The sequence below is a fragment of the Leptolyngbya sp. FACHB-541 genome, assembly GCF_014695875.1.
Classification (GTDB): Bacteria; Cyanobacteriota; Cyanobacteriia; order Elainellales; family Elainellaceae; genus JAAUTN01.
The window spans coordinates 80,048-101,101 of the sequence record NZ_JACJPC010000128.1; the positions used below are offsets into that span (position 1 = coordinate 80,048).

General features: G+C 50.9%; 23 protein-coding genes and 1 pseudogene. 16 read left to right on the forward strand and 8 right to left on the reverse strand.

From position 1 onward, the window contains the following. Positions 1 to 9: 9 nt before the first annotated feature. The 4 genes from H6G00_RS27905 to H6G00_RS27920 form a co-directional block, all read right to left on the reverse strand. Positions 10 to 726, reverse strand: coding sequence for a pentapeptide repeat-containing protein (locus H6G00_RS27905; RefSeq protein ID WP_190799219.1), 717 nt, complete (start codon positions 724 to 726; stop codon positions 10 to 12). 263 nt (positions 727 to 989) lie between these two features. Further along, positions 990 to 1,994 carry a PRC-barrel domain-containing protein gene (locus tag H6G00_RS27910; RefSeq protein WP_190799220.1) on the reverse strand — a complete coding sequence of 335 codons (1,005 nt, stop codon included), beginning with the start codon at positions 1,992 to 1,994 and terminating at the stop codon, positions 990 to 992. Positions 1,995 to 2,086: 92 nt separating this feature from the next. Further along, the gene (gene smc, locus H6G00_RS27915) at positions 2,087 to 5,860 is read right to left on the reverse strand and encodes a chromosome segregation protein SMC (protein ID WP_190799221.1); all 3,774 of its coding nucleotides are present in this window, start codon (positions 5,858 to 5,860) and stop codon (positions 2,087 to 2,089) included. Between the two features lie 244 nt (positions 5,861 to 6,104). Next, positions 6,105 to 6,803: a hypothetical protein gene (locus H6G00_RS27920; protein ID WP_190799222.1), complete on the reverse strand. Its 699-nt coding sequence runs from the start codon at positions 6,801 to 6,803 to the stop codon at positions 6,105 to 6,107. Positions 6,804 to 7,127: 324 nt separating this feature from the next. On the opposite strand from H6G00_RS27920, the gene H6G00_RS27925 reads away from it, so the two are divergent. The 3 genes and pseudogenes from H6G00_RS27925 to H6G00_RS35775 form a co-directional block, all read left to right on the forward strand. After that, positions 7,128 to 7,550 carry a hypothetical protein gene (locus H6G00_RS27925; protein ID WP_190799223.1) on the forward strand — a complete coding sequence of 141 codons (423 nt, stop codon included), beginning with the start codon at positions 7,128 to 7,130 and terminating at the stop codon, positions 7,548 to 7,550. 236 nt (positions 7,551 to 7,786) lie between these two features. Beyond that, the gene (locus H6G00_RS36860; RefSeq protein ID WP_347278236.1) at positions 7,787 to 7,888 is read left to right on the forward strand and encodes a DUF6883 domain-containing protein; all 102 of its coding nucleotides are present in this window, start codon (positions 7,787 to 7,789) and stop codon (positions 7,886 to 7,888) included. 22 nt (positions 7,889 to 7,910) lie between these two features. Then, positions 7,911 to 8,015, forward strand: a pseudogene (locus H6G00_RS35775) (DUF4926 domain-containing protein); the annotation flags it as partial. A gap of 22 nt (positions 8,016 to 8,037) precedes the next feature. On the opposite strand, the gene H6G00_RS35780 reads toward H6G00_RS35775, so the two are convergent. Beyond that, a complete protein-coding gene (locus H6G00_RS35780) occupies positions 8,038 to 8,178 on the reverse strand; it encodes a hypothetical protein (RefSeq protein WP_242042553.1) in 141 nt (46 codons plus the stop codon). Then, positions 8,175 to 8,867 (reverse strand): 2-C-methyl-D-erythritol 4-phosphate cytidylyltransferase, encoded by a 693-nt coding sequence (gene ispD / locus H6G00_RS27935; protein WP_190799225.1) that lies wholly within the window; start codon positions 8,865 to 8,867, stop codon positions 8,175 to 8,177. The genes H6G00_RS35780 and ispD overlap by 4 nt, the downstream gene beginning before the upstream one ends. 115 nt (positions 8,868 to 8,982) lie before the next feature. Between ispD and H6G00_RS27940 the strand changes: the two genes are divergently transcribed. Beyond that, positions 8,983 to 9,948 (forward strand): glycosyltransferase family 9 protein, encoded by a 966-nt coding sequence (locus tag H6G00_RS27940; RefSeq protein ID WP_190799226.1) that lies wholly within the window; start codon positions 8,983 to 8,985, stop codon positions 9,946 to 9,948. Positions 9,949 to 9,969: 21 nt separating this feature from the next. Then, complete coding sequence (locus tag H6G00_RS27945) at positions 9,970 to 10,575, forward strand: HAD family hydrolase (RefSeq protein WP_190799227.1); 606 nt, start codon at positions 9,970 to 9,972, stop codon at positions 10,573 to 10,575. A 4-nt stretch (positions 10,576 to 10,579) separates the two neighbouring features. Here the strand turns inward: H6G00_RS27945 and H6G00_RS27950 are convergent, their stop codons facing one another. After that, entirely contained in the window at positions 10,580 to 11,056 is a 477-nt protein-coding gene (locus H6G00_RS27950) for a CRR6 family NdhI maturation factor (RefSeq protein ID WP_190644256.1), read from the reverse strand. Between the two features lie 343 nt (positions 11,057 to 11,399). On the opposite strand from H6G00_RS27950, the gene H6G00_RS27955 reads away from it, so the two are divergent. After that, on the forward strand, positions 11,400 to 11,867 hold the full coding sequence (locus H6G00_RS27955) for a Fur family transcriptional regulator (RefSeq protein ID WP_190644361.1): 468 nt from the start codon (positions 11,400 to 11,402) through the stop codon (positions 11,865 to 11,867). Between the two features lie 277 nt (positions 11,868 to 12,144). On the opposite strand, the gene H6G00_RS27960 is transcribed toward H6G00_RS27955, so the two are convergent. After that, on the reverse strand, positions 12,145 to 12,618 hold the full coding sequence (locus H6G00_RS27960) for a sulfur transferase domain-containing protein (protein ID WP_190799228.1): 474 nt from the start codon (positions 12,616 to 12,618) through the stop codon (positions 12,145 to 12,147). Between the two features lie 498 nt (positions 12,619 to 13,116). Between H6G00_RS27960 and H6G00_RS27965 the strand changes: the two genes are divergently transcribed. The 10 genes from H6G00_RS27965 to H6G00_RS28010 all read left to right on the forward strand — a co-directional run bounded on the left by H6G00_RS27965 (position 13,117) and on the right by H6G00_RS28010 (position 21,054). Then, positions 13,117 to 14,166, forward strand: a complete 1,050-nt coding sequence (locus H6G00_RS27965) for a sulfonate ABC transporter substrate-binding protein (RefSeq protein WP_242042541.1) — start codon at positions 13,117 to 13,119, stop codon at positions 14,164 to 14,166. A gap of 75 nt (positions 14,167 to 14,241) precedes the next feature. Beyond that, the gene (locus H6G00_RS27970; protein ID WP_199318754.1) at positions 14,242 to 15,285 is read left to right on the forward strand and encodes a sulfonate ABC transporter substrate-binding protein; all 1,044 of its coding nucleotides are present in this window, start codon (positions 14,242 to 14,244) and stop codon (positions 15,283 to 15,285) included. A 16-nt stretch (positions 15,286 to 15,301) separates the two neighbouring features. Beyond that, a complete protein-coding gene (gene ssuD / locus H6G00_RS27975) occupies positions 15,302 to 16,441 on the forward strand; it encodes an FMNH2-dependent alkanesulfonate monooxygenase (RefSeq protein ID WP_190799229.1) in 1,140 nt (379 codons plus the stop codon). Positions 16,442 to 16,468: 27 nt separating this feature from the next. Continuing rightward, on the forward strand, positions 16,469 to 17,023 hold the full coding sequence (gene ssuE / locus H6G00_RS27980; RefSeq protein ID WP_190644254.1) for an NADPH-dependent FMN reductase: 555 nt from the start codon (positions 16,469 to 16,471) through the stop codon (positions 17,021 to 17,023). A gap of 130 nt (positions 17,024 to 17,153) precedes the next feature. After that, a complete protein-coding gene (ssuC, locus tag H6G00_RS27985) occupies positions 17,154 to 17,957 on the forward strand; it encodes an aliphatic sulfonate ABC transporter permease SsuC (RefSeq protein WP_190644253.1) in 804 nt (267 codons plus the stop codon). 34 nt (positions 17,958 to 17,991) lie between these two features. Next, positions 17,992 to 18,774, forward strand: a complete 783-nt coding sequence (locus H6G00_RS27990; RefSeq protein ID WP_190799230.1) for an ATP-binding cassette domain-containing protein — start codon at positions 17,992 to 17,994, stop codon at positions 18,772 to 18,774. Between the two features lie 25 nt (positions 18,775 to 18,799). Then, complete coding sequence (locus H6G00_RS27995) at positions 18,800 to 18,991, forward strand: hypothetical protein (protein WP_190799231.1); 192 nt, start codon at positions 18,800 to 18,802, stop codon at positions 18,989 to 18,991. 77 nt (positions 18,992 to 19,068) lie between these two features. Continuing rightward, a complete protein-coding gene (locus tag H6G00_RS28000) occupies positions 19,069 to 19,698 on the forward strand; it encodes a DUF1326 domain-containing protein (protein ID WP_190799232.1) in 630 nt (209 codons plus the stop codon). Between the two features lie 2 nt (positions 19,699 to 19,700). Further along, positions 19,701 to 20,498, forward strand: a complete 798-nt coding sequence (locus tag H6G00_RS28005; RefSeq protein ID WP_199318755.1) for a DUF2182 domain-containing protein — start codon at positions 19,701 to 19,703, stop codon at positions 20,496 to 20,498. 19 nt (positions 20,499 to 20,517) lie between these two features. Beyond that, entirely contained in the window at positions 20,518 to 21,054 is a 537-nt protein-coding gene (locus H6G00_RS28010) for a DUF202 domain-containing protein (protein ID WP_242042542.1), read from the forward strand.

The following is a 21,054-nucleotide window of genomic DNA, read 5'->3' on the forward strand; positions in this document are numbered from 1 at the left end:
ATTCCGGTTTCAGTAAATAATGGTGCCTTCGTAGTTAAAGCCTTCTGGCAGCGTCGCAAACTCTAGTTGAGCATTGGTCAGGTCAGCACCCTCTAAGTTGGCGTTAGACAAGTCGGCATAGCGCAAATCAGACCCACTCAAGTTGGTACCTGATAGATCAGCATCCCGCAATACCGCTCCGTATAGGCTGGCTTCACTTAAATCGGATTGGCTAATCTGAGTGGCGCTGAGGTCAGCATCTCGCAGCTCTGCCCCATGAAGATTTACGCCGTTCAGGTTTGCTCTAGACATGCTGACGTGCATCATCTGAGCTTCAGTTAAATTGGCTCCACTTAGGTCTGCTCCCTGGAGGTCAGCACCATCTAGAGTGGCTCGTTCGAGGTTAGCCTGGTTTAGCAGAGTACCGGTCAGAATCGCGTTGGTTAGTTTGGTTTGGCTCAGGTTTGCATTAGAAAGGTCTGCTTCAGTTAAATTTACGCGGCTTAGATCATTACCACTCAGGTTGGCTCCGCTCAAATTACAGCGAATGCAGTCGCCTGTTTGCAGCGTTTTTTCTACCTCGCTTGATCGAGGTTCTGAGGTGGGGGGAGAACTCACAGCTGAAGTTTCAACCCCTACAGGCTGACTAGTGTCAGGTGGGGCAGTAAGAATTCTGGCAAACCGGATAGTGACGGGAGAAACTGCTGCCAACAGGGCTACACAGCCTAAAACGAGCTTGACGTTCATAGTCTTGCAGAGGTTGAAAGAAAAACACGCTCACAGGCAGTATTCTCCTCATTTCTACCGAGTCCGGACTCACCCCTTAAAGCTTGCGTAAATGAGAGTTACACCAATTCCAAAAATTAGGGCTACAGATGGAAGGGCACCCCACTCTGCGGAATGCCCTTCCATCTGTAGCCTCTTTTAAGAGAAACGTTATTAGAAAGAATTACAGGGACGAAATGCATCTCGTCCCTGTAAGAGAATTTAATGTTACCTGACAGACTAACTTAATAGTCTGCTTCTTCTTCGTACTCTACGACTTTCCGCTTTTCAGGAATATTAATTTGCGGTGGACGGTAGGGTTTGGGATTTTCATCGTCTGCCCACGCATCTTCTAGAACTTCGTCGTATTGCTGCTCTAGACGCTTAGGTTCGCGGTAGGTGGGCTGCTCGATGTAAACTGCCTCGGTGTACTCTTCTTCTGTCTGTCCGCCCCAGTTATCCTCTTCTACATCGTCGTCGTAGTAAGCAGGTTCAGGTTGACGCTGACGCAGCGGTTCACGCAATTGACGGGCAGCGGGCTGGGCTTCGCTCCAGTTGTCATCGTCCCAGGTTTCACGGGCGATTGGGGCTTCTAGCCGGACTGAAGGGGCAGCAGAGGTACGCGCTCCTGTTCCTAGCTGGTTGGAGGCGGAGGTTGGCATGACGTAGTAGTCTTCATCCTCGTCTCGATCCCAGGGCGGTTTGCCAATACCCAGACGCTCTAGGACACCCACCGTGAGCTGGTTCATTTTTTCTTCAGCACCCTCAAACACGATGAGGCGATCGGGACCAGTACTGACGACCTCGTCAATCGACAGCTCGTAGGTGCTGATCACCTGATCGGGAATCATGGGAAGACCGATAGACGCAATGATCAGAGAGACAACTCTGCCGTCATAGGTGTTGAACTTAAAACCTCGAACTTTGCCTAGAAGCTCGCCCGTTTCAGTGATAACTTCGCTGTTAATTAGAGCACTGTAGGCTTCTGCGTTGAATGCATCTTCTAGAACCGTTTCATCATCAACCAGAATGACATCGCCAATTTGACGAATGCTGTCAAGGAGCATCATTTGCTGCGTACTGGACAACACCCCAGACAGCATACTTTCTCTTAAGCCGAGGGCGACGACCTCTCGGCGATCGATATCCACCCAAAGCTGACTGATTACCCCCAAGCGCTTACCCGTGCTGCGGGTAATGACTTGAGTGCCTAAAAGGTCGGAACGTTGACAGAGTTGTTCAGATGTCATTTTCGAGTCCTGATCTCGAATCTTGCTGAGATATCAACAATAGTACAGGTACAGATGAAATATCCGTATGGGTGAAATCCGTATTAGTGAAATCAAACGGGCGCACCTTGCAGGTTTATCCCTAGAACCTGAGTATAAGCTCCTCTTGCCTGAGTTACGCCAATTGTACGCTCGGCGGACTCGATCATAGGGCGACGGAGACTCACTACAATAAACTGCGCTTGCTGTGCCTGATGCTTAATCATTCTAGCTAATCGCTCCACATTTGCCCCATCCAAAAACATATCTACCTCGTCAAAGGCGTAGAAAGGGGAGGGGCGATAGCGCTGGAGGGCAAAGATGAAACTGAGAGCAGTGAGCGATTTTTCACCCCCGGACATGGAAGCTAAACGACGAACTGGCTTACCTTTAGGGTGGGCAACCAGGTTCAACCCACTGGCAAATGGGTCTTGAGGATCGTCAAGTTGAAGGTAGCCGTCGCCGTCAGAAAGTTCGGCAAAAATTGCCTGAAAGTTTTGGTTAACTGCATCAAAGGCTTCTTTGAAAGCGCGTTGGCGCAGCGTAGTGAAGTTTTCGATTCGCAGGAGTAATTCGGTTCTTTCTTCTTCTAAGGTGGACAATTTTTGGCTGAGTTCGTCGAGACGGGCTTGGGTGCGCTCGTGTTCTTCGAGGGCCAGCATGTTGACGGGTTCCATTGCCTGGAGGCGTTTTTGCAGCGATCGCAACCCCTGCTGCAATTCTTCCAAGCCCAACTCTTCGGGCACTTCTGGTAGGGGATCGGGCAATTCTGCCTGCTGTGTTTCTAGCTGACCCTGGAGCGTGACCAATTCCTCGCGTCGGGCTTGCTGGGTTTCCTGGAGCTTTCGCAGTTCCCATTCTCGCTGCTGCTGAAGGGTTTGGCGATCGCGCAGTTGACGTTCGACGCGATCGCGCTCTTGCTTTTCGGCAGAAAGAGTTTGCTCTAGGGCAGCTAGAGCAGCTTGGGTTTGGGCGATTTGCTCCGTCAGGGCAGACGATTGGGTGCTAAGGGCAGACTGCTGGTTAAGTTGGGTCGTTTGCTGAGTGCGATATTCCTGCACCCGCTGCTGGTATTGGCTAATTTTTTCTTGGAGGCGCTGACTCTGGGTTTCCAAATCCTGCAAGCGCTGTTCTGCTGTTCTCAGAGCAAGCTGTTGCTCGTTTAGGTGAGTTTCTTGGGTACGGATGGTGGTTTGAATTTGCTGCCATTCGCTGTGAGTTTGAGATTGCTCCAGGTCAGATAGCACCTGACGCTGCTGCTCCAGGGCTGCTTCCTGGACGGGTAGGTCTTGCTCTAGCGTTTGCAGGCGAGTTTGAGCGGTGGCAAGCTCCTGCGTGTTTTGGGAAAGCTGGGTACGAATCTGGGCTTCCTGGGCGACCAGGCTATTGATTTGCGTCCGAAGCTGCTCGGACTGAAGCTGGAGTTCTCGCTGCTGCTGACGACCGTCTGTAAGTGCCTGCGATCGCTCTTTCACTGTGGTCACTGCTTGGGCGATCGCGTTCTGACAGCGCTTAAGAATTTGCTCGATCACCTGAAGTCGTTCGCGCAGGGCGATCGCCTCTGCGGATTCGCCGGACTGCACGGTGCCAAAACGGAGAGAACCTTGACGGGTCGAGACACTGCCACCCGTCATTGCGCCACTAGTTTCCAGCAGTTCTCCTTCCAGGGTGACGATGCGATATTGCCCTAGATGTCGCCGTGCCTGACTCATGGAGGAAAACACAACCGTATTGCCAAACACATAGGCGAAAATGTCTCGATAGCGATTGTCGCAGTCGATTAGGTTGGCAGCGTAGTCGATGAAGCCCTCTGGGCGATTCCAGGTAGGGATTGCAGAATTTTGTGAGCCGCGAATCTTATTGAGCGGCAGAAAGGTTGCCCGTCCACCTCGCCGTTGCTTTAACAGTTGAATTCCGGCGGCGGCTACGCCGTCATCTTCAACCACCAGACAGCCTAATCGCCCACCTGCCGCAATTTCTAGCGCAAGCTGGTACTGGGGATCGACCCGTCCTAACTGAGCAACCAGACCACAGACACCGGGCAATCCCGCTTGCATCAGAATCTGGGTGGCATTGGTGCCTTGTGCCTCTTGAAGTGCTTGGGTTTGCGCTTCTAACTTGTCAAGCTGCCGCTGCTTGTCGCGCTGCTCTTGCATCAGGCGGCTCTGGGTGTCCTGCTGGGTTTGTAATTCCTCTTCAGCAGCAGTCATCAGCCGTTGCAGGGTTTCCAGGTGAATTTTGGCCAAATTTTGGGATTCTTTTGCCTGGGCGTACTGCTCTTGCTTTGTGGCAATTTCCTGAGCGATCGCCTCCAACCCCTCGGTCTGTTCTTGAATTTTTTGGCGAAGCTGCGTTACCCGTTCTTGCAGCATTGCTTGTTCAGTGCGCTGCGGCTCAATAGTTTTGAGCAGCGTGTCGATCTGGTGGCGCAGGGTGGTTTGCTCTTGCACCCAGGCTTCAGAGGCAGTAGCGATCGCACTAGCAGCTTCACGGCTCTTATCTAATGCCTGTTGTGCTTGATCCCGCCCCTGGATTAGAGCAGCGATCGATCGCGTCTCCACCTCATGCTTTTCATGAGAAAGCTTGTTCAGGGTTTGGACATGTTCCTGAATTTCTCGCTGGGTTCGAGCCAAATTTGCCGACAGGTCACGGCTGGCATTGACCAATTCCTGCTCCTGACGCTGAAGCTGGCGCAGTTCCGCCTCACGGCTTGCCTGAGTGGACTGGAGCACAAGCTGTTCATCTTCGCCGAGTGCTTTAACACGAGCGTTGAGGGAGTCTAATTCTGCGGTGGATTGCTGAATTTCAGTTGCCAGGGTTGCAAGCTGGGTAGTCAGGTCGCTGGAAGTGCGATCGCCTGCCTCAATTTGTCCGGTTAACTGCTGCACCTGCCGCTGCTGACCTCGCCATGCCAGCACCGCTTCCCACTGGGTTTTGGTTTGGAGTTCGGCTTTGAGTCGCTGATATTTTTCGGCTTTGATCCGGTCTTGGGAGAGGCGATCGCGCTGGGCAATCAGTTCTTTCTCGACAATCCGAAACTTTTCCTCACGCTCCTTGACAGCATTTAGCTTTTCCTTTGCCTGACCGATCTTGCGATCAAACGATGCTACACCTGCCAGTTCGTCGATGATCTCCCGCCGTTCACGCGGATTCATCGAAATAATACTGGTTACGTCTCCCTGAAGCACGACGTTATAGCCTTCCGGGTAGATATGGAATTTGTGAAGCTGCTCGTGCAGTTCTGTCAGGGTACAGGGTTGACTGTTGATGAAATAGTTAGACGTATAAGTTCCCTGCTGCGTTACTCGCAGTTTTCGCGTCACGTTCCATTCGCTAAACAACGCCGAACCGGAAACAAACTGCAAGGGTTCTGCGCCGTCCGAATGCCCATTTGAGGTACCGTTGCCGTTTGCTCCGTTTCCATTCCCGATCGCATCTGCACCATCAGCGTCATTCACCGAACCGTTTTTGCGGGCTGAACCATTTTTGGCAGTACTATTCTTGCCGTTGGAGGTGTTCGTGCCATTGACTTGAGCGACTAGCCCCTGGAGATCCTCTTCGTCTAGACCTTCCAGATCTTCTGGCTCAATTGCGAAAGTCACCGTGACGCTGGCTTCTACCGTTGCCCGTCCACGGCTGACCTGATTTTGGTTGACGAGATCGGGCAATCGCTCTGCCCGCATTCCTTTTGAACTGGATAGCCCCAGGCAAAACAGCAGCGCATCTAGAATGTTGGACTTGCCCGACCCATTGGGACCCGAAATCACAGTAAACCCCGGCAGCAAAGGAACCTGCGTCGTGCCGCCAAAGGACTTGAAGTGGGAAAGTTCGACGCGCTTAATAAACACTCGCAGGCAGGGTTAGGAAGTTAAGTACAAATATACTTATCAATTTGAATTATGACCAGCATTCCCAATAGGAAAACACTATAGCAGCCCAAAATGCTTTACGAGTTTGAAGAATAGCGCACATCTTCTGTAGTGGCGTAGCATTCAGGCAAAAATTCTCAATTTAATTTGAGGTTTATCTGCCGAATGCTACACCGCTAAACACGTTTGGGCAACAGATTAAACTTTTCAAATATCATGCGACTTATTGACCTAAATTAGTGAATTCAAAGGTCGAAATGATTTCTTGAAATGCCTGTTCGTATCCTTCGCCGCCCTCAGCATAAGAGATAACGACAATATCTTCACCATTAGGGCTAGAGAATACGATATTTTTGCTGCGATACAGCCCGTCGGAGTCAAAGGCGATCGCCTCCTGCCCTGCTACCGTCACTGTACTGGATTCCCCAATCATCACGAACCGATTGTGACCCTCTGCCCAAGCTTGCAGTGATTGTTCAGGGTTGTTGTACACCGTAATGCTGACGTTGGGAGGATATTCTGTGCCGCCCTCATAGGCTCCTGCTTGAACGTCTGCATAGTCTGCATCTGACCAAATCTCTACCTGCCCACGAAAGTCATATTCCCCTTCAATCTCAGCGCTCTCCAAGGAATTATCTACTGTGAAACCATCAGGGACATTGAAGCTAAAGCCAAGGCGATCGCTTTCATAAACGGTGAAATTGTTGGATTCAGTTTCCGTAGGTGACTCGTTGGATTGGGCGATCGCATCTGCTGGAGTCAGATTGTTTGCAGCTTCAACAGTGGATGAAGGGGGAGCCTGACAGGCGATCGCGACCACAGCCATTAAACATGTCAGGGTACGCGTCAAACCAATCCTCATTCCCCGATTGGCTGAATCACCTTGAACTACTGCCTGCTGTTCATCTAATCCCACACTCATCTCGGACTCCTCGTAACCTTGCTCTCGACTATCGCTTTAAGTAGATTCCGAAGCGATCGCAATATTTCCGCAAACTTTCCCCTCCCTCATCCGCTCACTGATACTCCTACAGATCTTCAAGATCTTCCCTTAACTCCCGTAGGCGATCGCCAAGACGCTCCGCCCGCTTCTTACAAGCAATTATGTCTTCCCACTTAGTGCGGCAAATCTAAAGCGTTGGGTGGAGCAGAGCGGAACCTAACACCTTAAGCTTGTTGTAACACTACATCTAATCCAACTGAGTCAAAGCAAAAGGTACGAGCCATTTTACATAGGAGAGCAGTTGTGGAGAGCATCGCTTTTGTAGGTATTGTAGGCATCGCTATTCTGATAGTTTTGTTTACTTTAGTAGTCTTGATTTGGTTTGGACACCAGTTTGGTTATAAAGTTCTTGATCTATTTAGCCGAGTAAAGAATGAGCGTGGAATTCTCGCAGAGAAGGAATATGTACCTTCTCGTACAAAGATTGTTAACAAAAGGGTTGTTCGTAATCACGAGGGCTTCAATTCAACTATTTACGATATTCCAGATGAAATTCAACTGCCTGAAAAGTGCATTCTGCACATCAAGTTAAATGAAGAAGTTATCGTTGCTCCAGTCAGCAAGAAGCTATATCGCACTCTAGAGCAGGGCGATAGTGTTACTGTCTGGTACTCACAGGGGCGATTTTCTAAAAAGATTTATTTTAAGAAAGTAAGGCGTTTGTAGGAAGTGGAGATCGGATGAGTTAATTGTGTTGAATAGAGGAGAAGTATTGCGATCGCTCACTTCTTCGGACTTCACAATTGTTTTGCAATTAATTTATCTAGGGGAGTAAAATGAAATTGAATATGCGGTTCCAACAGCGAAGATAGGAAGAAATGCGTGGCTTACTTGATTGACATTTGATACTTTTAGAAATTGTAAGTTTAAGCTTATACTTCTACTAATTAAAATTTGACACAGTGAGATTGCCAAATCGTGAACGTGCAGTCATTGAGCCAGAAAAATTGACTGGATATTTGCTAAATACTAACCATTGGCGGGGTGGTGACAAGGCGATATAGACTTTGAACTGTAACGGATGTAGTGCTTTTGCAGGATATCCCTGAAGAAAATTTGCGAGCAGGTGATATTGGCGTAGTTGTTGACCGCCATAATATTGAAGGGATTGAACCAGGTTATAGCCTTGAGTTCTTTGACATGCTAGGCGAAACTATAGCAGTTGTGACTTTAGCAGGAAGTTTGCTTCGCGTTCCGACTCATGCAGATCGACCGACTGTGCGTTCTGAAGCAATATCGGCATAGCTAATGGTAACGGTGAAAGAGCGATCGCCCCATGCCCAAGTAACCTCATCCCTTGCTGCTAAATCGCTGACGTAGGATGAATTCGGCGATCGCCAAATCCGCTGGGGTTGTAATTTTCAGATTGGTTTCTTCGCCTTCTACAATTTGAACAGACAAACCAAAATGTTCAAACAGGGCTGCATCGTCCGTTACCTCTATGCTCTGTCGTTGCCCTTCAGCGTGACAGTGGAGCAATTGTTCAACGGTGAAGCCTTGAGGCGTTTGGGCTGCCCAGAGTTTGCTGCGGTCTAGGGTGCCAGCGATCGCTTTGGTTTCATCGACAACCTTGATGGTGTCTTTCACGGGCACTGCCGCAACCAGTCCTGGATAGGTCAACACGGCTTCAGAGCAGCGATCTAGCAGTTCGGGAGTTGCTAGACAGCGTGCCCCATCATGAATCAGCACATGTTCTGCAACCGCAGGTAGTGCCCGTAAACCGCGATAAACGGACTCTTGTCGAGTTGCTCCGCCTTGAATAAAGCGGACTGACTTCGTCAAAGCTAAATCTGTCACAATTTCTTTGAAGTCCTGCCAGTCCTGGGGCTGTCCAACAATGCCGATCCAATGGATGCTGGGTGCGGCTTTGGCTGCCAGGAGCGTCCAGGCAAGCAGAGGTTTATCCAGGAGTGGCATGAGCAATTTGTTGCGGTTGCTCCCCATCCGCCGACCGACTCCTGCTGCTGGAATTAATAGATACACGATGTCCCTCTATCTAAATCACGAGACTAACTTTCTCACAGTGTGTTCTAATTAGGCATTTCACCGAGTCTATGTTCCCTTAAAATAGGGGTGCGAATATGCGTAACAAAATATTATGCGAATAGTGGCTCTTGTCCCTGGTGGGATTGGTGATCAAATTCTGTTCTTTCCAACTCTGGATGACCTGAAGCGAACCTATCCTGATGCTCAAATCGATGTGGTCGTAGAACCAAGGGCAAAAAGTGCCTACCGGGTGTGCAAGTCGGCGGATGAAATCATCCTATTCGACTTCAAAGACCGCAACAGTCCGGCGGATTGGGCAAACTTGCTGGGCGTAATTCGCGATCGCTACTACGACATTGCGCTCTCCTTGGGGCAGCGATGGGGCGTCGGTTTCCTCCTTTGGTTGACTGGCACCGCTATGCGAGTTGGCTACAAAGGCAATGCAGGGGGGCAGATTTTTCTCACAAACACGGTTCCCCTCAAGTCTGAGCAGTACGCTGCTCACATGTATCATGACCTGCTGCAAGGTCTGGGAATTAATACTCCTTGCCCTGAGTTGTCGATTAGCATTCCCAAGCGGGATCTAGGGTGGGCTGAAGCCGAGCAAAAGCGATTGGGAATTCCGGGTAGCGGCTACGTGCTGATTCATGGCGGTTCTAGTGAACTGGCACAGGCTAAAGGCATTGACAAAATTTATCCGGTCGAGAAATGGAAGCAAATTGTTCAGGATTTTCAGCAGCGACAGCCTGACCTACCGCTTGTAGTAGTGCAGGGACCAGAAGATCAGGAATTTGTTGCAGCATTAACCAAAGCCTGCCCCAATCTAAAAGTCACCACACCTGGAGATGTGGGCAAACTCGCTGCCATCATCGCTGGAGCGAACCTGCTGCTGTGTACAGACAGTGCCCCTATGCACCTGGCAGTGGCACTAAAGGTCTACACTTTGGCGCTCTTTGGACCGACTGATCCTGCTAAGCTGTTGCCTGCAAGCGACAAGTTCGTGGGAATCAAGTCTCCAACGGGAAACATTGCTGATATTGACCCTCAAACTGTGCTGAAACAGGTTTGGGGAGGGTAGCCGCTAATTAGGGAAAGGGGTATGGGTAGAACTGCCGTATTTCTCGACCGCGATGGGGTGCTGAATCTGGAGGCAGGCTATATTCGTTGCGTTGAGGATCTGCACCTAGTTCCTGGAGCGGCGGCGGCAGTGCGGCTGCTCAATGACCGAGGACTATTTTGCTGTCTGGTATCCAATCAGTCTGGCCCAGCACGGGGCTATTATCCTGATAGTCACGTCCAGGCATTGCACCAGCGGCTTTGCAATTTACTGAGAGCTGAAGCAGACGCAAAGCTGAACGCGCTTTACTATTGCCCCTACCTTAGCCCACCGGAAGGCGGAATCAATCCTGAATTTGCCCGCTGGTCAACCTGGCGCAAACCCAACACCGGTATGTTAGTTGCTGCCGCTTGGGAGCACGACCTAGATCTGAGTACCAGCTTTATGGTGGGGGACAAGGCAACTGATATAGATTTGGCGCACAATGCAGGCTGTACTGGAATCTTGGTCCAAACAGGGTATGGCGATCGCGTCCTCAACAACACCTACCAACACGCCACCAAACCCGACTACATCGCCCAAGACCTCCTCGCCGCCGTTACCTGGATTCTACAGCCCTCTTCTAACCCTCAGCCCCCAAGTCCCTAGTCCTTCAGAATCGGATTAAATCAAAAAGATCATCCTCCAACTCATACCCCAACATCTTGATCATGAACTTGATCTTGGTGCGGCTGTTGATTCCTTGCTCTTGCATCCAGTGGGTCAACACAAAAATTTTGTGCATGACAAAAATTTCTAGCGCTTCCGGGTTGTACTGAATTCCTTCTGTGGGGCTGAATTGATGTGGCACCAGCATTGCAGCATAAAGCGCTAATTCTTTCTCCCAATTCAACAAGAATGGTAGCCAGGGATATTGAGCATCTAGCCGCACAAACCAAAGGCGAATCTCCGGAATTTCAGAAAGCTCTCTTGGATCAGTTGGGTCACGGGGATAATCAATTTCAAACTGAAGCTGTTGTTCGTGGTTGGCGATCGCTCCTTCCTCTTGCCATGCCTGAATTACCATCTGAGCAGGCGACAGGTCAAGGCTGTGAATATGGTCAGAATTAAGATGAAGTGTAGTCGTCATGGCGTAGTTCAACAGAGGACATCCTCTGGATACTTTACCTAGAAAAGATTACAGTCGCTCAATTCCTTGACTTCCAATTCCTTGACTTTAGTAGGCATTTATAGCTTATCTAAGTTAAAGTGGTAGTGAGTTTGATTTGAGCTCTAATACATTTTTAGGATTTCTAGTCTTGCTTTAGGGCGATTTGCTTATTCTGCTTGAACTTTTTATTAGTAAACGAACAATAACCTTTGGTGCGTCTAGCTAAATAGAGGCTAAAGTTTCATTCTCACTTGAGATCAGGTGAAGTGGGAACTAATAAACTGGGTGACTAACCTGTTGGATGAGGTTGATGGTACGTGATATGCAAAATGAAGTCGCTACAAGAAAACCCATTAAATCTCTAGAAGATGCGATTGACCGCTGTCAGGCATTAGGAATGCGTCTGAGCAAACAACGTCGCTTTATTTTAGAGTTACTTTGGCAGGCAAAGGAACACCTGTCAGCCCGCGAAATTTACGATCGCCTCAATCAGCAGGGTAAAGCGATCGGTCATACGTCTGTTTATCAAAACCTGGAAGCTTTGTCTGGGCAAAATATTATCGAGTGTATTGAGCGATCGGACGGACGGCTTTATGGCAATGTGAGCGATCCCCACAGCCACATCAACTGCCTCGATACCAATCAAATCATGGACGTTCATGTCCAGCTTCCCGAGGATTTGCTGCGCCAAATTGAGCAGGAAACGGGAGTCCGGATCACCGATTACTGCATTAACTTCTATGGCTACAAAGCGCCTGAAACCGTTTCAGAACCTAGTGTGGTTGGTTAAAGTTCTAAATTTTCTAGTTCCAAATGCTTGAAGGGGGAGTGTAGTCGTTGTCTCACTCCCCCTTCAAGTTTTTTAAATACCTCTGCCCCGTTCATTTGCCAAACCCCGTCTGAATTTGAATTGTATTTGAATTCAATTGAAATACAAAAGCGATTCGTTTCTGGTACGATATGCGAGACTTCCACTTGCTCCAGTGAGTGAAGTGCGATCGCCCATTCCCTTGAGACGATGCAGGTATCTCGGTTCAACTCTTACTCACAGCAGCCTCAAACCGTTGCTATTGTTGCCGCGAGACTCGGTGGCGCTCTGGTAGCAATTCTTTAGGGGGGTGATGGGTTTCGATAAATTGCTTCAGGTGTGGCTGGTCTGGCTCAAGACCAAGCTGTTCTGCTTGCTCGGTCAAATCTTCTGGCGATAGGTTTTCCTGAGTGGCTTTGGCAATTAGGGCGATCGCCCCTGCCCTTGCTCCCGCCCCACAGTGAATCAAAACGGGCTTTGGCAAACCTTCCAGTGCCTCTAACGCTTCTGAAACCTGACCGTTGCTGAGATTGGAATTGCTCAATGGAACGTTGCTGTACGCCAACCCTGCTGCCTCAGCCTGCTGCTGCTCGTCGCTCAAAACGCCTGCCTCATCAGGCGATCGCAAATTTAACACTGATTTGAACCCTTCTGCTGCTGCCTGCTGAAGCTGTTCAGGAGTCACCTGCCCCGCAATGCTCAACTCGTCACTTACTCGCTTTGGTTCGCCCATTGTTCCTCTACCGCTCTCTCAAAAAGTTTCCTGGTGCCATTCCCAACTCAAATCGAGAAATCAGTCAACGGATTGTGCAAACTCCTGCCAATCTACAAATCCCGGTAGGCTGTGTTGGATTCAGCAGAGGAGAATCACAATCCGTTCACTGAGAAGAGTTAGGAGCTGCACGGGCAAGGTATGAACCTGTACCTTTAATCAAAAATTTACGATATACCGACGTATTTACCGTAGATTATTTGATTGATTAGAAGCTTCCCACAGGACTGCTCAAAAAGCAAGATCGGTCATGAAAATTTTGGTCTACTTCAAGTCGTAGGCTGGAACGCTTGCTGAGAAAAGAATACGGAAGAAGCTTGCTTTCTCAAGTTAACTGTGCAATATTCCTCCTTAATCTGATTAAATACAGTAATGCGATCGACTTACCGTATTTTGCATGAGGATGAATGGTCTTCCAGCCAGTCGCTTTAGGGCGATCGCACTTGTAGAAAGAGGGTTATGAGCAATTCAGGAATTTCGGTTTTCACAGGACTAAGGCACATTTTTCGGCAAGTTTGGCGGCACCGAATGGTGTCACTGCTGTTTGTGCTGGGGCTGGGTTTGAGCCTGGTGGTTGCGTCCTGTAGCCCAGCGACCGTTGCTGGTGACTCAGCAGCTCCTCCGTCTGCACCTGCCGAGAGCCGAGTGGTGAGAATTGGGCACCAAAAGTTTGACCCCTTCACGCTGGTCAAAGCCAGGGGTGGATTAGAGAAACGCTTGCAGGAATTGAACGCGTCCGTTGAATGGACGGAGTTTCAGGCTGGGCCGCCGATGCTAGAAGCGCTCAACGTCGGCAGCATTGATGTGGCTCGGACGGGTGATGCGCCGCCCGTATTTGCTCAAGCGGCAGATGCGCCTCTGGTTTACGTGGGCGGCAGTACCCCCAAAGATCGTAGTTCTGCCCTGTTAGTGCCTGCGGATTCGCCGGTGCAGTCTGTCGAAGATTTGCGCGGCAAGAGGATTGCCTACACCCGAGGTTCGAGCGCAAACTATCTGCTGGCAGTCATTTTGGAAGAGAACGGGCTGCCATGGAGCGATGTGGAGGCGATCAACCTGGCTCCGGCAGATGCGCGGGCTGCTTTTGAGCAGAAGAGCATTGACGGCTGGGTGATTTGGGACCCTTTCTATGCAGCAGCCCAAGAGCAGGTTGACGCACGGGTGATTCGGGATAGTGAAGGGTTGGCGGCAAATCGAGATTTTTACTTAGCTACGAATTCTTTTGCGGCTGAGAATGCTGATGTAATTGAGGCGATCACCGCTGAAACCCAGTCTGTAGCGGAGTGGGCAGAGGCAAACCCCGATGAAGTGGTCGGCATCTTGTCCCCCATTCTGGGCATCGAAGCGCCCATTCTGGATGTGGTCAACGCCAGACGCAACTACAGCTTTGAGCCAATTAACGACGACATGGTCGCAGAACAACAGAAAATTGCCGACACCTTTTTTGAACTGGGGCTGATTCCCAAGCAGGTCAAGGTGCAGGACGTGATTTGGCAGAAACCTCCTGCTTGAATTGTTGCGCGGCTCAGGCACGCAACAATTCAAGCTCCTAAACAGCGCAAGGGATAAAGCACGAGGAATAAGGAAATGACAGGGTTAGGGCGTTCGATGGGTGGATTTCGTTGGATTGAGTCGGTTTTGAGTTTTTGGGGAAGGCGATCGCAGCGCCTTTTCTCCATCTTGTTTGCTTTGGGATTAGGACTGAGCCTGAGTTTGGCAGCTTGCAGCCCTAGCGAAGCTCCTAGCGGGTCAGCTAGTTCTGGTACATCCCCAGCAACTCAAACCATCAATATTGGCTACCAGAAATTTGGCACACTCAACATTCTCAAAGCCAGAGGTGGGTTAGAAGAACGGCTGCAACCGCTTGGCTTTGCGGTGCAGTGGACTGAGTTTCCGGCAGGGCCACAGCTTTTGGAGGCGCTGAATGTCGGCAGCATTGTATTTGGTCACACTGGGGAAGCTCCACCGATTTTTGCTCAGGCTGCGGGTGCGCCCCTAGTCTACATTAGCAATGAACCTGCTAGCCCCGCTAGTGAAGCGATTTTGATTCCAAAGGACTCCCAGATTCAGTCGGTGGCTGATCTGCGCGGTAAGCGGGTGGTGTTGAATAAGGGATCTAACGTTCACTATCTGCTGGTCAAGGCGATCGAGGATGCAGGCTTGCAGTTGAGCGACATTGAGGTTGTGTTTTTACCGCCTGCTGATGCCAGAGCGGCATTCGAGCAGGGCAGCGTGGATGCCTGGGTAATTTGGGACCCTTTCTTTGCAGCCGCTGAAGATGCGATCGGAGCAAAGGTGCTGCGAGATGGCGAAGGGTTAGTTGCCAATCGAGAGTTTTACCTGGGATCGCGTGACTTTGCTTCCCAAAATCCAGAGGTGGTCGAGGCGTTGTTGACTGAGATTCAAGCAGTCGATCAGTGGTCAGTTGAAAATCCAACCGAATTGGCAGAACTGCTTTCGCCTGAATTGGGCATTGAAGTGCCAACGCTTGAAAAAGTGGTGCAGCGGCGCAAATACGGTGCAGAACCTATCACGGACGAGGTGATCGCAGACCAGCAGGAAATTGCCGACACCTTCCACGAACTGGGCTTGATCCCCGAAAAGATCAACGTTCAAGACGCGAAGTTATAGAAGGAGCATGGACGCAATGGATGTACTTTGGTTTATTCCCACTCATGGTGAAGGGCGCTATTTGGGCACCTCAGTCGGCGGTAGAGCGATCACGCCGGAATACTTGCAGCAACTTGCCGGGGCGATCGATCAATTAGGGTTTGTTGGGGCGCTATTGCCAACAGGTCGTTCCTGTGAGGATGCCTGGATTACGGCGGCATCGCTAATTCCGGTGACAAAGCGGATGAAGTTCTTAGTGGCGATTCGTCCTGGACTTTCTTCTCCTGGAATGGCGGCGCGAATGGCGGCAACGTTTGACCGGATGTCAGGCGGGCGGCTAATGGTGAATGTGGTGACGGGCGGCGACCCGGTAGAGTTGGCGGGGGATGGACTGCACCTGAGCCATAGCGATCGCTATCAGCTAACCGACGAATTTCTCTCCGTCTGGCGCGAGGTCATGGGCGGTGAAGCAGTGGACTTCAAAGGACAGTACCTCGATATTAAAGGCGGCAAGCTGATGTTTCCGCCGGTGCAGTCTCCTTATCCGCCGCTCTACTTTGGCGGATCATCGCCTGCGGCAAAGCAAGTCGCGGCTAAGCACGTCGATTTGTATCTAACCTGGGGTGAACCTCCGGCTCAAGTGGCAGAAAAAATTGCCGAAGTCCGACAGCTTGCCGCAGAGCAAGGTAGAACGATTCGGTTTGGCATTCGCCTGCATGTGATTGTGCGCGAAACCACCTCCGAAGCCTGGGACGCTGCGAATGATTTGATCAAGCATTTGGATGACAGCACGATCGCCGCTGCTCAAGCTGCGTTAGATCGGTCCGACTCAGAAGGACAGCGGCGCATGATGCAGCTTCATAACGGTAGCCGTGATGCGCTGGAGATTAGTCCCAACCTTTGGGCCGGAGTTGGTCTGGTGCGCGGTGGAGCCGGAACTGCACTGGTAGGCGATGCCGACACGGTTGCAGCCCGGATGCAGGAATATACCGACCTGGGCATCGACACGTTTATCTTCTCTGGTTATCCTCATTTGGAAGAAGCTTACCGGGTCGCAGAACTGCTGTTCCCGAAATTGCCGATCGCCCAAACACCACCGTCGCTCGCTCCCAGCCGCTATCTCAGCCCGATCGGGGAAATCATGGCAAACGACCGACTTCCTACTGCCGCCAGTTAGTTAACGCACTTCGTTGGAGTATTACAGATGTCTGTTTTAGCGATCGCCGGAAGCCCTTCTCACCCCTCTCGCACCTATTCCGTGCTGGAGTACGCCAAGCAACACTTGGAAGCAGAAAGGGTATCCACCACTTTATTTTCGGTGCGGGATTTACCCGCCGAAGCGCTGCTGTTTGCCCAGTTTGACAACCCTGCTGTGAAGGAGGCGATCGCCCTGGTTGAGCAAGCTAGCGCCATCATTATTTCCACTCCCGTTTATAAAGCTGCATACACGGGCGTTTTAAAAGCATTCCTGGATCTGCTGCCGCAAAATGCACTGGTGGGTAAGCCGATTTTGCCGATCGCCACAGGTGGCACGATCGCCCATTTACTGTCGATTGACTACGCCCTTAAACCCGTCCTCTCTACCCTGGGGGCACGACACATTTTTGCGGGCGTTTACATCGTCGATAGCCAAATCCAGCGACTGCCCGACGGTGGATTTCAGTTTGCTGAAGAGGTTGAACAGCGACTCCAGATTTCTCTGAATGAACTGATTGCAAGCTTGCAACCCACTCAAGCGCTCGTAAGCAGCGCCAGCTAATTCAGGGAAATCTGGTTTTCTTATAAATCCGTAGGTTGGGTGGAGCAGAGCGAAACCCAACGCAATCTCCGCTCCTGTTGGGTTCCGCTTTGCTTCACCCAACCTACCAAGATAAGAAGGCGAGTTAGATATGCAGTTAACACATCAAAAATCATGGTCATCCTGGACACGGTGGCTGTCCTGGGAACAGATTGCTCCCTGGCTGGTGCCCTTCGGACTGATCGTAGTCTGGCAAATTTTGGCACAAGCAGGCATAATTACCACCCGCATTCTGCCTGCCCCCACTCAGATCGTAGAAGCGGCCATTCGCCTGCTGCAAAGCGGTGAACTCGTTCGCAATGTGGGTATTAGCCTGTGGCGAGCCATGATCGGCTTCATCATCGGTGGCGGAATTGGCTTGGCCTTAGGCGTGCTGAATGGTATCAATGTCACCGCTGAACGGTTGCTCGATAGCTCGCTTCAGATGATCCGCAACATTCCCCACCTGGCGATGATTCCGCTGGTGATTCTGTGGTTTGGCATTGGCGATCAGGCGCGAATTTTTTTGGTTGTCTTGGGTGTGTTCTTCCCGATTTATATCAACACTTTCCACGGCATTCGCTCCATCGACCCCAACCTGATTGAAATGGGGAGAGTTTATGGACTGAGCCGCCGCAAACTGTTTTGGCAAATCATTCTGCCCGGAGCTTTGCCCAACGTACTGGTCGGATTGCGCTATGCACTGGGTCTGATGTGGCTAACGCTGATCGTGGCAGAAACGATCGCCGCTAATTCTGGCATCGGCTACATGGCAATGAACGCGAGAGAGTTCATGCAAACCGATGTCGTGGTGCTGAGCATTTTACTGTATGCACTGTTGGGCAAATTGGCAGACGTTGCCGTACGGATTTTGGAGCGCTGGTGGCTGCCCTGGCACCCCAGTCAGCACGGATAAACCAATCAAAAAAGCTATTAAATCAGAGGAATTTATGAGCAGGAAGACAACTACAGTGGCTCATGCCGCTGGCACTCAATTAAGCATTCGGAATCTGAGCAAGTCTTTTGGCACGGCTCAGGTGTTGCGCGATATTGACCTGGAAGTTGCGCCAGGGGAATTTGTGGCAATTGTTGGGCGGAGTGGCTGCGGCAAAAGCACTTTGTTGAGGCTGCTGGCAGGACTGGAAACGCCAACCCAGGGAGAAGTTCTGCTGGATGGACACCCGCTTAGAGGCTTTAACTCCGATGCCAGAGTTATGTTTCAAGATTCACGACTGCTTCCTTGGCGGCGCGTGTTAGACAATGTGGCACTGGGGCTAAAGCGCAACGGCAAAGAACATGGACTGTGGGCACTTCAACAGGTAGGGCTGGCATCGCGATCGCAAGATTGGACAACGGCTCTATCCGGCGGACAGCGGCAACGAGTCGCGTTGGCCCGAGCGCTGGTGACTCAACCCCGGTTATTGCTGCTCGACGAACCGATGAGCGCTCTGGATGCCCTAACCCGAATCGAGATGCAACAGTTGATCGAAAGGCTGTGGCAAGAGCAAAATTTCACCGCCGTTCTAGTTACACACGATGTTGAAGAAGCAGTGTATCTGGCAGATCGAGTGATTGTGATTGAGAACGGTTCAATACTGGTAAACCAGGAAATTTCCCTACCCCGCCCCCGCAATGCTGGCAGCGCTGCCTTTGCTGAACTGAAGACAAAGGTACTGGAGCGAATTTTGGGCAACCGGGGACGAACAAACAGAGAAGCGGCGATCGCCTCCTAACCCTTCAAACAACGGAGGAAGTTTTATGAGAAATCACAACCTACTCATTCTTACCCTCTTTTGCATCATCAGTTTTTCTGTGGTGTTAGCGCTTTCTTTTGTGCCACGTCCTTCCAGAGCAGCCTCTTTTGAAGCGCTCCGATCGCGCAGTGAGACGCAATTGACCATTCCCATAACCAGTGGCAGCCCATCGCAATCCCTCTTGATTTATCAGTAGCAAAGACCGGGTATATCGCTTTGCTACTTTTCTCTTTTGCTGAATGTTCAAAGCTGAGTGTTTGTAGGAATTGAACCATGACGACGGCGATCGCGACTGAAAAAATCTACGAGCTAGAAGGGCAAATTCTAGAAGCCTGTTCATGCAAAGCGCCCTGTCCCTGCTGGATTGGGGATGACCCGGATGGTGGATACTGTGACAGCTTTGTCGCCTATCACATTGATCAGGGCAAGATTCAGGGCGTGGATGTGTCGGGACTCACTCTGGTGAAAATTGTCTACATTCCCGGCAATGTGCTGGCAGGGGGTTGGAAAGCAGTCGTTTACATCGACAGCAACAGCACACCAGAACAGCAGCAGCTTTTAGAAAAAGTGTTTAACGGGGAATTGGGTGGGGCGATCGCCGACGTAGCCAACCTGGTGTCCGACGTGCTAGATGTCCGCGTTGCTCCGATCGAATACAACATTGAGAACGGACGCGGCACGATCAAAATTGGCGATGTCCTGGTGAGTGAAATGGAGCCATATCGCGGTCCAGACGGTAGCCCCACCAAAATGATCGACAGCATCTTTAGCACAATCCCCGGTTCTCCTGCCTACATTGCGAAAGCTTCGGTTCATCGGGTTGATTTGCCGGAATTTAACCTGATCTGGGACTACACCGGACGCAACGCCATTCAAGGTCTGTTTCGCTTTGAGCATAGCTAACTGTGAGCAACACATCCACCCAATCTCGCCCTTTGCTCCAGTCTGTACTGACGCTCAACCCCGGGATCACCTTGGTTTGGGCAATGGTGTTGGTGTCCTGGAGTCTCATCATCCTGGCAGCGCTAACGGGAAACGAGCATTTGTTTCATCCAACGATGGCGACCACACAGCCCACCGTGCAAAAGCTGCTGGTGTTTTTGCTGGCGTGGCTGGTGATGACGATCGCCATGATGCTACCTACCAGCTTGCCCCTGATCACCCTATTCATGCAGGTGAGCCAAAAGCAATCCCAGCCGCGATCGCTCCTCGCCGTCTTTCTGTCTGCCTACGCCGCCATCTGGATTGGCTTTGCCATCGTTCTTTTAATTGGCGACTGGGCAATTCACCATTGGCTCGATCGCTGGCACTGGCTACATCAGCATCCTGGAGCGATCGCTGGAAGTACTCTACTGATCGCAGGCGCATTTCAGTTCAGCAGTCTTAAAGAACAGTGCATGAGCGTTTGTCGCCATCCTATGAGTTTCCTCACTCATCACTATCAGCGCGGACTCAAAGCTGCCTGGAATTTAGGTTTGCGTCACGGGCTGTACTGTCTTGGCTGCTGTTGGGCACTCATGTTGGTGATGTTTGGTGTCGGTGTCGCTCATCTCACCTGGATGGTAGCGCTCACCGGCATCATGCTGTTTGAGAAAACAACCCGCTGGGGAAAGGCGATCGCCCCCTTTGTTGGTATTGCGCTGCTGGCATCCGCTTTGCTGGCGCTAGTGCTGCCCTCCGGCTTATCTATTCCCTTGCACTAATCGCATCCAAACCCTCCCAATGTCAGAAGCCAATTCCCAACCCGCTAAAGCTCAATCGGAAGATACTTCAACAGATGTTGACCGACTGATTCAGCTTTATCAAGAGATGCCGCCAGAACTCCAGCGAACATTTCTTGATTTACATCAAAATCTTGCTGCCTCACCTCCAAAAGAGTCCCCAGCACCGATCTCAGATCAGCGAGTGCGAGACCACTTAGCCAATGAGCGCACCTATCTTGCCTGGATGCGAACGGCGATCGCCCTGATGGGCTTTGGGGTCGTCATCGCCCGCCTGCGGAATCTGCTAACACCCGATATTCAAGGTACAGGTCAGGGCTGGAAGCTGGGCTTAGTCTTTGCCATCGTCGGACTGCTCACCGTCCTGCTTTCAACCCGCCACTACTTCGCCGTTCTGGATGCCATCAACCACAGCACCTATCGCCCCTTCAGCCGCTGGGTCATCATCTTTAGCTTGGTCGTGATCACGATGGGTGCCGGAGTTCTCTACGTCCTATTTACGATTCCCGTTGGTGGAAGCACATCTCTGATCGACTAA